Below are 12,544 nucleotides of genomic sequence, written 5' to 3'. Positions count from 1 at the left end.
AAAGGCGAACGCCTTTTTCTTCCTTAGATCTCATTTCCTCTTTCTCTCCTTCTTTCCTCACGATTTTCACAGAAAAAAACGGAGAGCGCCGTCAAAAGCTGCTCTCCGTTTTTTTTCACTATACCGTGCCGACTGCCGTCTGCGAACGATATTCTTTCACCATTTCCAGGAAATAGGCATGCATCCGCAGATCGTCCGTCAATTCCGGGTGGAACGAGGCGCACAGCAGGTGCCCCTGACGGGCTGCGACAATTTCGCCGTTATGGCGAACCAAAATATCCACATCGTCTCCTACCTCACGGATGAGCGGAGCGCGGATGAACACTGCACGAAAATCTTCGGCTATGCCTGGAATCGGCAGATCCACTTCAAAGCTCTCCCGCTGGCGGCCAAACGCATTGCGTGCCACCTTTATATCCATGAGACCGAGATGTACCCAATCCTGGCCTTCGATCTCGCCCGCCAGAATAATCAAGCCGGCGCATGTGCCAAACAACGGCTTCTTCTGCGCGGAAAACTCGCGCAGCGCCGTATCAAAACCGTATTTCTTCATCAATTTGCCGATCGCGGTGCTTTCACCGCCGGGAATGACCAGCCCGTCCAGCCCGTCCAGCTGCTCAACCCGCTTGACGGCGATCGCTTCCGCTCCCGCAAGCGTAAGCAGGCGGATATGCTCCGCCACCGCGCCCTGCAGCGCCAGTACTCCAATCTTCATCGCTTACCAGCCCCGCACAGCCATGCGCTCGTTTTCAAGAAGGGACGTCACATCGATGCCTTTCATTGCATTGCCCAGGTTTTTGGACAGCTCGCCGATTAATTCGTAATTGTCATAGTGCGTAGTCGCTTCCACGATAGCGCGAGCAAAACGTTCCGGATTTTCGGATTTGAAGATACCGGACCCTACGAATACGCCGTCAGAACCCAAGTGCATCATCAGCGCCGCATCCGCCGGTGTTGCCACGCCCCCTGCCGCAAAATTTACAACCGGCAGTTTGCCTGTATCATGTACTTGCTTCAGCAGTTCATACGGTGCTCCGATCGCTTTTGCTTCTGCCATCAGCTCGTCGGTGGACATGCTGGCAACCTTGCGGATTTGACTTTGCATCATGCGTTGATGGCGAACCGCTTCCACGATGTTACCTGTGCCCGGCTCTCCTTTTGTGCGGATCATGGATGCCCCTTCGCCGATACGACGCAGCGCCTCACCCAGGTCACGTGCACCGCACACGAACGGAACAGTAAATTCTCTTTTGTTGATGTGGAACACTTCATCTGCCGGTGTCAGTACTTCGGATTCGTCAATGTAGTCTACGCCCAGCGCTTCCAGCACTTTCGCTTCCACATAGTGGCCGATACGCGCTTTCGCCATAACCGGAATGGATACTGCCGCCATAACTTCTTCCACGATTGTCGGGTCAGCCATACGAGCCACGCCGCCTGCCGCACGAATGTCAGCCGGTACGCGCTCAAGCGCCATAACAGCTACTGCGCCTGCCGCTTCCGCAATGCGCGCCTGTTCAGCGTTTACAACGTCCATGATGACGCCGCCTTTTTGCATTTCTGCCATTCCGCGTTTTACGCGATCAGTTCCCTGTTGTGCCATGTTATAAATCCTCCTGCCTTTTCCTCATTTTTTTTGTTTTTTAGCTTAAATGATATAACACTTGTCGCCATTATTTCGGTCAAGTGTTATGAATTCGTTTTTTACAAAGAAGATTTTAGCGTATAAGTGTATATAACAGTCAAACACGTAATATAACACTTAACTTTTAAAATTGCTTCAAAAGAGAAAAGTCGCAAAAGATAGACTTAAACAAAGCCGTTTCGAATTGTAAATCCGGGTATTATAATAAATGAAGACAATGTATCGTTTATGCAAAAAATAGAAGGTGTGCGATAATAATGAAAAAAAGATTAGTAAAAGATTCACGTGTAGTAAAAACCAGTATTGTACTTCCGCCGGATACGAACCAGCATGGAACTCTGTTCGGGGGCAAATTGATGACGTATATTGATGACGTGGCCGCCCTGTCGGCGACCCGCCATGCCCGGGCGCCGGTCGTGACGGCGTCTACCGATTCCGTTGACTTCCTGCATCCGATTAAGCCGAGTGATTCCGTGTGCGTCGAGTCGTTCGTTATCTCGACCGGAACCACTTCAATGGAAGTATTCGTCAAAGTGATTTCCGAAGGTCTGTATACCGGGGAGCGCAAAATCGCCGCCACGGCGTTTTTAACATTTGTAGCGCTTGACGAAAATAAAAAACCGGTGCCGGTCCCCGGCGTAGTCCCGGAAACGGATGAAGAGAAAAAGCTACATGAGCGCGCGGCACAGCGTTCACAAATGCGCAAAATGCGCCGCGAAGAGAGCCGCCGCCTGGCCGAGTTTTTAACGACGAGAAAGCCCTGGGAATAAACTTATTCCATTTATTGCTGAAGGGGGCATCCCGATTACTTTTGGGTTAGCCCCTCCTCTTTTCCTTTCTATTCCAAGAAATCTGGCCATTCTTTCCGTATTTTCAAACAGAAAAAAATGAGTTATAATTCACTCAATTCAGTTATTTCAGACTCGATTTATTGAAAGCGCAATCATATATACAGGAGGTTTATGGCCTTGAATCATTCCATGAACGATGAAAAAAAAATCGAGATGAGCAACGAGGTTTTAAAAAAGATTTTGGACCATTCGCCCAATGAAATTTATGTTTTAGATAAGGATGCCCGCATTGTCTATGTAAACAAAGCATGTGAACGACACTACGGAATCAAATTAGAAAATGTCGTAGGGAAAACAAATGATGAACTTACCACGAAAGATTATTGGAAACCTCCCATTCTTCCACTTGTCTTCAAAGAAAAGAAAGCGGTAACAATTAAACAAATCACATATGTAGGCAAAGAACTCATCACTACGGCGATCCCGTTATTGAACGATAAACAGGAAATCGAGCTCATCATTACGACCGGACAAGAACCGAATTACAAAGATATTCACATATCGGATGAGCAAGAAATAGAAGCGGCTGACCTGACTGACGCCTATAAAGAAAATGTGATTACAAACAACGAGAAAATGAATAATGTAATCAAGCTATGCGACAAGGTGGCCAGGGTCGACACAAACATTCTGATTCAAGGAGAGTCCGGCACCGGAAAAGGCGTTATCGCCAAATACCTTCACAAGAAAAGTCACCGGAGCCATGCTCCCTTCTTGTCGATCAACTGCGCGGCCATTCCCGAAGAACTGCTGGAGTCGGAGCTGTTTGGCTATGCGGAAGGCGCCTTTACCGGAGCGGTCAAAAACGGGAAACAGGGCCTACTTGAAATTGCAAATGGGGGCACCGTATTTCTGGATGAGATCGGAGAGATTTCACCCAAAATCCAGGCAAAACTTTTACAGGTGATTCAAGATTTGGAATTTCTCCCTGTCGGCGGCAAAGAGGTAAAAAAGGTGGACATTCGCATTCTTTCCGCTACCAACCGGAATTTATACGAAATGGTACAAAATAAGCAATTCAGAGAGGATTTATATTATCGGCTGAATGTGGTGAATCTGCAGATTCCTCCATTGCGGGAGAGAAAAGAAGACATCATTCCGTTAACCTACTATTTTCTATCTGCATTCAACCGAAAATACCAAGTAAATCGTATTATTTCACAAGAAGTACTCGATATTTTTTATAATTATGAGTGGCCCGGAAACATTCGGCAGTTAGAAAACCTGATCGAAAGTTTAGTCGTTACAAGTGACGGAATGATCCAAGTTTCCGATTTACCGCCGATTATAGTAGAGAATATAAAACCGCACGTCTCATCTGTAAAGCCGTCGCTTTCTTCTCTACAATCCATATTGGAGGAAGTTGAAAAAAATATTGTCGTCGATTCCTATACAAAATACAGAAGCACAAGAAAAGTAGCAGAACACTTATCCATTAGCCAATCGAAAGCATCAAGATTGGTGCGGAAGTATTGCAGCGACCTAGACTTTTATAAAGACTAGCGCCGAAAAGCCCGGCTGCAGCCGGGCTTCGTTAGGTAGCTTTATTAAAGTGTACTCACATGCGATCCATATAGACGGTCTTCACCTGCGTATAGAATTCGATCGCCGTCTTGCCCTGCTCACGCGAACCTGTACTCGAATTCTTGCAGCCGCCGAACGGCACCTGTGGTTCGGAGCCGGCCGTTTCCGAATTTACATGAACAATCCCGACTTCAATTTCTTCAATAAAACGCTAACACCTTCTACTAACGTTTTCCCTTCTTCCAACGTCAAATCCCGGCTGACTTCCTGCAGGTTGGCTTTCAAAATATCAGCCGCTTTCTGCAGGTACGCCGCACGTTGCCGGAAGGAGAGCTTTCTCCAGGATGGGAACGCTGTTTTCGCCAGTCTTTATCTTTATTGGTTGCATACCATGTTTCGTCTTGCTTTTGTTTTGTCTTGGCTGACAGATAAAATCTCGGGATTGGTTACGACTTCGATGACCGCCGGAAGACCTGAAGCGATGGATCTTTGGAGAGCCGGAACAAAGTCGCTGTTTTTTTTCACTTTTTCACCATGTGCGCCGAATAAGCGGGCAAGCTCAGCGAAATCCGGATTGGATAGATTTGTTCCCACGACTCGATTCGGAAAATGCATCTCCTGGTGCATCCGAATGGTGCCATACCTATTGTTGTTCACAACGATCGAGATCACCGGCACCTGGTACCGTACCGCTGTTTCAATCTCCTGTACCGTCATCATAAAACCGCCGTCCCCGGAAAAAGACACCACGGTTTTATCGGGCTTTGCCAATTTCGCTCCGATGGCCGCAGGCAGGCCATATCCCATTGCTCCAGAGGTGGGGCCTACATACGTGTTTGGTTTTTCAAATCGATAATACCGTGAGAGCCATCCGAAGAAATTCCCTGCATCATTGGTAATGATCGAATCTTTCGGAAGATGTGACACGACATCATGCAGAAGTCCATCCATATCGACCCAGTCTTCTGTGTAGTCCGCTTTTACTTCGGAAAATTCAATATATTTTGCATGCAGCGCTTTTGTTCTTTCTTGTCTTGCAGGGTCCGACGGAACAGCGACTTGCAGCGCCTGCTGTAAGAATGCACGGGTATCTGCTGTCACGGCGAGAGAAGGCGCGTACACTTTCCCAAACACGTCTGGGGAAATATCGATATGAATCAAGCGTGTCTTCTCGGATAACAGCGTATAATCCTGCGTCCCCACCTGGGAAAATCGTGTTCCTAATGCAACCACCAGGTCCGCATCCCGAATCGCTTCAAGCAGGTAGGCTGGCGTCCCGAATCCAAGCCAGCCCGCATAGCAAGAATGCAGGTTTGGAAAGGCATCGTAGCGGCGAAAAGCGGTCACGACCGGTATGCTCATCGCTTCGGCGAACTCGACAAGCAGGGGGGTAGCACGGGCATGAATCACGCCGCCACCCGCAATCAACACAGGCTGCTCTGCCTTTTGTATCATTTCTACAGCTTGCTTTACTTCTTCTATATGCGGCTGCGGAGGAAGAGACCGATACACAGGAAGTTCTACCATTTCAGCTTCGTCTTCCAGCATATCGTGGGGCAAAGCGACCACGACCGGTCCGGGACGTCCAGAACGGGCCATGTGAAATGCGCGGTGCAGCAATTCCGGAATCCGCTCTACCCGGTCAATTTCTACTGTCCACTTGCACAAATGACGAAAAAACCCGACCAGATCCACTTCTTGAAACGCCTCTTTTTCTTTAAATGGCCGTTCCACTTGTCCGATAAGCGCAACGAGCGGTGTCGAATCTTGACTTGCGGTATGAATGCCAATAGCCAAGTTTGCAGCCCCTACGCCCCGGGTTGCCATGCAAACCCCCACCTCGCCAGACGCCTTGGCGTATCCTTCCGCCATAAAAGAAGCGCCCCCCTCATGGCGGGCAGAAATCAGTTCAATTTGCGGATGTTCATATAATGCATCCAGGACACCCAAATAGCTTTCTCCCGGCACACAAAATGCCTTCTTTACGCCTTCTTTTACTAGAATATCAACAACGGCTCTGCCTCCACTTACTTTCATTGTTCCGCCCCTCCTGTTTCCTTCAACGTAGTATATAGAATTGTCGTTTCCTCTTAGTGCTTTCTTCTATATTATTAAATCTTAAAGAAGAGTGCACGGATGTTGTTTCTACATGTAACGTTTTATGCAAAAGAAATGCCAATGAAAAAATCCCTATTAGCATAGGAATTAACTGAATTTCTCGTCTATATTACGAAAAAAACGAGTTAAACCTTACTCAATTTATTCCGATTTGAATCAATGTTGCTTTTTCTAATGGTGAACGGTTCTGCAAACAAGGCATCTCCGCTATCGCGCACAATGAGCGCATAGAAAAGGCTGAATGTGACAACTAGTGGTTTGGCAACCCGTCACACCCAGCCCAATGTCTTTTATATATGCATTTCTGTTCGTATGACACCGAGATGTAGTGCCGATATCATTCCCTCATAAGTTGCTTCTTCTATCGTGCGGGGTGCAAGACAATCCCCAATCTGCCGGACGACTGGAGCGATATCCTTCACTTGTTCATAGAGCTCAATGTTTGGAACACGTCCCTGCGATAAGACCACCGTATCCCATTCTTCAACCATTTCCGTATCATGCGAAAATAAATGACGAATAATTACACGGCCGTTACGAATGCCGCCAAAATCATAGTGGGGGCGGAGATGTACCTTTAATTGATAGAGTTTCTTCAGATATTCGTTGCGAAGGTACTGATGAACTTCTTGTCCAATGTGGAGCTTAGCAGAAATCAACGTTACGTCATGCCCTTTTTCCGCTAAGAAGATGGCCGCTTCCACTCCAGGCCAATCACCGGCGAAATCAAATACCAGTACACGATGTCCCACCGCCCTGGGATTTCCGCTAAAAAGATGGTCAACCGTCATCACACGGGAATCATCGATCCCTTCTACATGCGGCAGGTAAGGCCTTGATCCCACTGCACAGATGATCGCGTCAGGTTTTAGTTCCAATAAATCATCCCGGCTTATCTTTCGCCCCAACTCGATGTTTACATTACTTTGCGATAACTTCCGCGAATAATTATCCAGCATCGTTTCCGCCAATTCCTGGCGCATCGGAGCCCGGCGCATTGTTCGTAACAACCCGCCAATCGCTTCACTCTGGTCTACTAAGGTAACTTCATGTCCCTGCGCATCGGCAGTCAGGGCGGCTTGTAATCCAGCCGGTCCAGCCCCTACAACGATCACGCGCTGTCTCGTCCTTGACTGCTGAATAAGCGGCTGCAGCTCCGCCTCCTTGCCGGCTGTCGGATTCTGTACGCATCCAATCGTAAGACCCTTATGGTAATGGCCGATACAGGCCTGAAGACACCCCAGACAAGCGTCAATCGAGTGAAGCTCCCCTTTCATTGCCTTATTCGGCATCTCCGGATCAACAATTAAAGCGCGGGTCATCCCTACTACATCCGCCTTTCCAGAGGCTACGATTTGTTCCGCTTCCACCGGATCGATAATCCGCGATCCTATAAAGACAGGAACGGCCCCGGCCATCCGAATCTTAAACCCATGAGGAGAGAGGTAAGCATGCTTTACAGGAGACGGCGGTGCAATATGGGTCGAACCGGCATACGTGCTTGAGTCCCCTGCCGTGACATTGATGAAGTCAACACGAACTTGGTCCACTAAGTATTCGACAATGTTCACGGCATCCACTATGGTTGTACCGTCCATGGTCATCTCGTCTGAACTCATCCGAATCCCCACCGTATAATCTTCACCTACCGCCTGCCATACGCGTTCCAGGACCTCAATAATAAAGCGCATGCGATTCTCAAAGGACCCGCCGTATTGGTCCGTGCGATGATTAATATGACTGGACCAAAATTGTGCCGGAAGATATCCGTGAGAGCAGCAGATTTCTACTCCGTCAAGTCCAGCTTCCCTGGCTAATTTTGCTGATAAAGCAAATCCGTCGATGACCTGCTCGATTTCCTCAAGGCTCATGGGCCTGGGCATAGCCCCGAACCGCAAACTGGGCTCTGCGGACGGAGCCCACGCAGCATTGCGGTAATCGCTCGACACCACTTCCCTGCCTCCGTGAAACAACTGAGCGAATACTTTGGTTCCGTATTTATGCAACTGCTCGGCAATTTCAGAATAAGCGGGTATTACTCTGTCGTCATATCCCGCAATAGTATGAGTCGTCAGCATTCCCGATGGATGCACAGCAGCCGCTTCGAGAACAATAAGGCCGACCCCTCCCTTAGCGCGAGCTACATGGTAGGCTGTCATCTCCGATGTAGGAATACCGTTTGCCACGTGATTCGTCTGATGCGCAGTGCTTAAAATTCTGTTTTTTAATTCGGTAGTACCAATCGTTATTTTTTCAAATAGATGCTTGAACTGAGCCACTATCATTCACTCCTTTGTAAGCGATATCGTTCTGCCTGCACTCATTTTCCTCATTCTTACTTTTAAAAGAATTGTTGTGTGGTTCGCCCTTTTTACAAAAGCAACTATCATGCCACTCTTCTTTACAAGATAGGGTTGATAAATAATTCATACAGTATAAAACACAGCCGTATTCGGCAAATTATATAAAGAAATTTCACAATAAGCATTAAATTTTGTATAATTTATGCATCGATAGGTGTATTATTTTTGTTTCCAGTAAAAACTGAACCTATTTTGCAACATTATGATGCAAAATAGGTTCAGCAAATCCAAACAAAAAACGCTTCTCTTACAAAGAGTAAAACGCTTACAAATAATTAAAAACAAGAAAGAGCATACACTGAAGGAGAAGCATACGAACGGAACGAACTGATGCAAAATGTGTTCATTCTGTTATGAAATGTGTTTAATCCAGGATAAAATTTACGAAATATTCAACATTGTGCAGCTTTTTATTATCAATGTATACATGGTATGATAATTGCTTTACATTAGTGTATCGCTTCCTAAATATACATGAGGTGATTGTATGCACGTATCACAAAAAAATGAAGCTCTAATGGTATTTTCAGACATTAGCCTGGTAGAGCTGAAAGGTTTGTTGGCGCTCAAATCATTTCCTATTCTTATCGTGGACAATGCACTGCAGGTTATGGGGGTACTGGATGAAACGCTTTTCTGGAAAAACATAGCCGTTGAAGGTTGCGAAAAGCCGCTCAGATCCTGCCTGAATTATTGCTTTCGCGTCATTGATTCTCTATCACAATTGACTGAAGAAGACAGCAAAAAATACGATTACTTTATTGTAAAAAGGAATGAACAATATACATGCTATACATCATCTGAAGTAAAGGAGTACCAAAATCAACAAAAAATAGCTAGTTTACTAAAGTTGAATCAATCGCTGCACGAGCAGCTGGAAAGCTTAAGAAAAAAGAATAACGAACTGATTCAAATCCTAAATTCTTCCTATGATGAAATCTATGTAACGGACGCTGAAGGAAACACGTTATTTGTGAGTGAATCGTGTAAGCGATTTACGGGTCTCCCTCCGGAAGCTTACGTAAATAAAAATGTCGCAGAATTAGTAGAAAAAGGACTGATTGTCAACTCCGTTACGCTAAAAACCATGAAAACGAAAACGGTTCAATCAGCGGAGCAAACATACCCGAACGGTACGACGGTCTTTACAACGGCAAAACCTATTTTCGATGAAGAAGGTAATCTTTATCGAATTATCTGTAATTCCAGGGATATTTCTGAACTGGTCGAGATGAAGCACAAACTTATCCAAGCGAGTTCTTTACTTAATCAGCAGGAGAAGCAAGATAAATATTCTGGAGAAACCGTCTTTTTTAATAAACTCATCACACAATCAGAAAATATGATATCCGTCATTGAGATGGCGCAGAAAGTGGCGCCCATGGATTCTTCCATATTTATCCACGGCGAATCCGGGGTAGGAAAAGGAGTTTTAGCGAAAATTATACATGATCTAAGTCCGAGAAAGAATAAAAATTTTGTGCAAGTTAATTGTGGAGCGATCCCGCCTAATTTAATGGAGTCGGAATTATTCGGTTATGAAGCGGGAGCGTTTACGGGCGCGAATAAACAAGGAAAAGCAGGTCTTGTCGAGATGGCGGATGGAGGTACATTGTTTCTTGATGAAATCGGCGAAATGCCCATGGATCTTCAGGTGAAAATACTCCACCTGGTTCAAGAAAAAACGTTTAAGAAAGTAGGGGGTACACGGGAAAAACAAGTAGATATCCGCATCATCTCCGCCACCAACAAAAATTTGCAGCAGATGATTGAAGAAAAAGCATTTCGTCAAGATTTATATTATCGGCTTCATGTCGTTCCAATTCGTATTCCCCCGCTACGGGAGAGAAAAAGAGATATTTTATTGCTCATTGATCATTTCCTTCATAAATTCAATAAAAAATACTCACAGTCGGTCGCTCTGGATGAAAGTTCTAAGCTTATTCTTCAATTGCATGAGTGGCCCGGAAATATCAGAGAGCTGGAGAATTTGATTGAACAGATCGTGGTGACCTCCAGAAAGCCTGTCGTTTCGATGGAAGATTTGCCTTTTCACTTTAACAAAGAAGGCCGGCAAGCCATGGTTAAAGTTTCAGGTATTATGCCAATCAAAAAAGCGGTGGAAGAAACGGAAAAACAAATTCTTTCCTATGCTCTAACCAAGTACAGGACGACCAGAAAAATAGCAAAAGCACTCGATGTAAATCAAACAACGGTTATGCGTAAACTGCACAAATATCAATTGACGAATGAAGAGATAGTAACCTAACCGGCATATGAGTTGATAGATGAGCATGTAAGATAAGCGTTCGTCATCCTATCTTAAGCCATAAATAGACAGAATAATTGCAACAATTCAAAAACAGGCATGGAAATTGCTATATTAAAATAAGTGCAACACTATTTTATACTAGCGAGGAGGCAGAAGAATGGGTGAATTTCTTTTTAGTATTGGATATGGAGGTTCGTTAATTGTCATCGGGCTATTCACACGGGCTTTTCTGCAAAAAATGGAACAGCAGGCCACAAAAGAAATGGATGAGGTGGAAAACAGTGAAGGGGCTGGCAAAACGACATCTTATGGGAAGGTGGGGATATAAGTGATTTTTACAGTCGGTATTATTGTGTCGTTTATTGTGTATGTCTTCGTTGGTCTTATCTTATCCAGAAAAGTGCAGAATTCAGAGGAATACTATGTATCAGGACGAAGCGGATCGACGCTCATGATTACAGGCACGCTAGTCGCTTCGTTTCTGAGTACGGTATCCTTTATGGGAGAAGCCGGCTTCTCATATGAAGGATATCCGATTCTTCTACTTATTCTTGTTATTTTTAATGCAAGCGGATACGTGTTTGGGGTATTCTTGTTTGGCCGGTATTTACGCAGAAGCCAATCATTAACTGTCCCTGAGTATTTTGGCAATCGCTTTCAATCAAACAAAGTGCGGATGGCGGCCGCTATTACGACAGTACTTGGTATTGCCGCTTACCTCGTAGCGGTAACACAGGGAGCTGCCCTCCTATTGTCCGAAATTTCCGGTGTTTCGTACGCCGCTGCTTTGCTTATCATGTGGATCGTATATTCTTCGTTCACAATCTTATCAGGTGCAAGAGGCGTCATGGTTAATGATACGATTATGTTCTTCTTGTTTTCTATCGCGACGTATCTAGCTTTTCCGTTCATCATCAAAGCGGCTGGTGGATTTCCCGATGCTATTACAAAAGCGGCCCATTTGCCCGCCCGGCCTGATTTGCTAAGCTGGCATGGTATTACGGGATCTGGTGCGTATATGGGTACACCGTGGGAGGCGCTAGCTTGGGCTGTCATTATGGGCTTAGTATGGGGAGCGGTCGTCGCCATTAGTCCCTGGCAGTGCAGCCGCTATCTGATGGCTAAAAATGAACATGTGGCCATTCGCTCAGGCGTATGGGCTACTATCTCCATTATCACGATTTATCTTTTTCTTCACATTAGCGTTTCAACCATCACGACAATCAAGGCCGATATCGCTCCTTCTGAAAAAGTGTTCGTCTGGGCGGCGATGAATATCGTGCCGACATGGTTGGGTGTTATTATCATCAGCGGTATTATGGCCGCCGCACTGTCTTCTTGTTCAAGTTTTCTTCAACTCATCGGAAGCAGCATTACGCGGGATATCATGGAACAGTCACGGAATAAAACCTATTCGGACAAGCAGCTACTGCGTGCAAGCCGCATTTCTAGGATCTGCATTCGGCGTGGTAACCGATGCGGAACGGACGTTCCGGGAAAAAATCTTGCAGCGTCCAGCCGTTCCGGACGAAGCCAAAGAAATGGCCGTTACGCGCAGGTATCCAGGGTATTTGATGATAAGCGGCATTATGGTTATCGCCGTTACATTCGTATTCTATTACTGGCCTGCTTTTCTTATTATGCCGTAGCAGAAAAACGAATATACCGAACCTTTTACGCATTAAGTCGATGTAAAAAAGGTTCGGTTTTCCCAGCTTACCTTTTCTGTGAAAATCACGAAAAAAGAAGGAGAAGGAAAGAGGAAATGAGA

General features: G+C 45.8%; 10 protein-coding genes and 1 pseudogene. 5 read left to right on the top strand and 6 right to left on the bottom strand.

Annotation, left to right across the window (positions count from 1 at the left end; genetic code table 11):
* Positions 1-118: 118 nt before the first annotated feature.
* Together pdxT and pdxS are read right to left on the bottom strand one after the other, a co-directional pair.
* Positions 119-715 carry a pyridoxal 5'-phosphate synthase glutaminase subunit PdxT gene (gene pdxT / locus B2899_RS01545; protein ID WP_146811263.1) on the bottom strand — a complete coding sequence of 199 codons (597 nt, stop codon included), beginning with the start codon at positions 713-715 and terminating at the stop codon, positions 119-121.
* A 3-nt stretch (positions 716-718) separates the two neighbouring features.
* A complete protein-coding gene (gene pdxS / locus B2899_RS01540; protein WP_146811262.1) occupies positions 719-1,603 on the bottom strand; it encodes a pyridoxal 5'-phosphate synthase lyase subunit PdxS in 885 nt (294 codons plus the stop codon).
* Between the two features lie 299 nt (positions 1,604-1,902).
* On the opposite strand from pdxS, the gene B2899_RS01535 reads away from it, so the two are divergent.
* A complete protein-coding gene (locus B2899_RS01535; protein WP_146811261.1) occupies positions 1,903-2,415 on the top strand; it encodes an acyl-CoA thioesterase in 513 nt (170 codons plus the stop codon).
* A gap of 198 nt (positions 2,416-2,613) precedes the next feature.
* Positions 2,614-3,999, top strand: coding sequence for a sigma-54 interaction domain-containing protein (locus B2899_RS01530; protein WP_307724497.1), 1,386 nt, complete (start codon positions 2,614-2,616; stop codon positions 3,997-3,999).
* A gap of 55 nt (positions 4,000-4,054) precedes the next feature.
* Here the strand turns inward: B2899_RS01530 and B2899_RS01525 are convergent.
* The 4 genes and pseudogenes from B2899_RS01525 to B2899_RS01515 all read right to left on the bottom strand — a co-directional run.
* Positions 4,055-4,231: pseudogene (locus B2899_RS01525) on the bottom strand (aldehyde dehydrogenase family protein); the annotation flags it as partial.
* Positions 4,192-4,386 carry an aldehyde dehydrogenase family protein gene (locus B2899_RS18350; protein WP_414631738.1) on the bottom strand — a complete coding sequence of 65 codons (195 nt, stop codon included), beginning with the start codon at positions 4,384-4,386 and terminating at the stop codon, positions 4,192-4,194. The pseudogene B2899_RS01525 and the gene B2899_RS18350, both read right to left, overlap by 40 nt.
* 9 nt (positions 4,387-4,395) lie before the next feature.
* Positions 4,396-6,057 carry a thiamine pyrophosphate-dependent enzyme gene (locus tag B2899_RS01520; protein WP_286883525.1) on the bottom strand — a complete coding sequence of 554 codons (1,662 nt, stop codon included), beginning with the start codon at positions 6,055-6,057 and terminating at the stop codon, positions 4,396-4,398.
* 371 nt (positions 6,058-6,428) lie between these two features.
* Complete coding sequence (locus tag B2899_RS01515) at positions 6,429-8,417, bottom strand: FAD-dependent oxidoreductase (RefSeq protein WP_170230325.1); 1,989 nt, start codon at positions 8,415-8,417, stop codon at positions 6,429-6,431.
* Positions 8,418-8,988: 571 nt separating this feature from the next.
* Between B2899_RS01515 and B2899_RS01510 the strand changes: the two genes are divergently transcribed.
* The 3 genes from B2899_RS01510 to B2899_RS01500 form a co-directional block, all read left to right on the top strand.
* Positions 8,989-10,770 (top strand): sigma-54 interaction domain-containing protein, encoded by a 1,782-nt coding sequence (locus B2899_RS01510; protein WP_146811257.1) that lies wholly within the window; start codon positions 8,989-8,991, stop codon positions 10,768-10,770.
* A 160-nt stretch (positions 10,771-10,930) separates the two neighbouring features.
* Positions 10,931-11,101, top strand: coding sequence for a hypothetical protein (locus B2899_RS01505; RefSeq protein WP_170230324.1), 171 nt, complete (start codon positions 10,931-10,933; stop codon positions 11,099-11,101).
* The coding region (locus B2899_RS01500; protein WP_286883517.1) for a sodium:solute symporter family protein at positions 11,102-12,544 on the top strand (1,443 nt) is incomplete at its 3' end. It abuts the gene before it with no gap.

It is taken from the genome of Aneurinibacillus sp. UBA3580 (assembly GCF_002375825.1).
GTDB classification, from domain to species: Bacteria; Bacillota; Bacilli; order Aneurinibacillales; family Aneurinibacillaceae; genus Aneurinibacillus; species Aneurinibacillus danicus.
This window is presented reverse-complemented; position numbering and strand designations above follow the sequence as displayed.

Excerpts from the sequence above, each read along its gene's own strand:
- B2899_RS01520 (WP_286883525.1), bottom strand. The coding sequence starts at position 6,057 with ATGAAAGTAAGTGGAGGCAGAGCCGTTGTTGATATTCTAGTAAAAGAA.
- pdxT (WP_146811263.1), bottom strand. The coding sequence starts at position 715 with ATGAAGATTGGAGTACTGGCGCTGCAGGGCGCGGTGGCGGAGCATATC.
- B2899_RS01505 (WP_170230324.1), top strand. The coding sequence starts at position 10,931 with ATGGGTGAATTTCTTTTTAGTATTGGATATGGAGGTTCGTTAATTGTC.
- B2899_RS01510 (WP_146811257.1), top strand. The coding sequence starts at position 8,989 with ATGCACGTATCACAAAAAAATGAAGCTCTAATGGTATTTTCAGACATT.
- pdxS (WP_146811262.1), bottom strand. The coding sequence starts at position 1,603 with ATGGCACAACAGGGAACTGATCGCGTAAAACGCGGAATGGCAGAAATG.
- B2899_RS01535 (WP_146811261.1), top strand. The coding sequence starts at position 1,903 with ATGAAAAAAAGATTAGTAAAAGATTCACGTGTAGTAAAAACCAGTATT.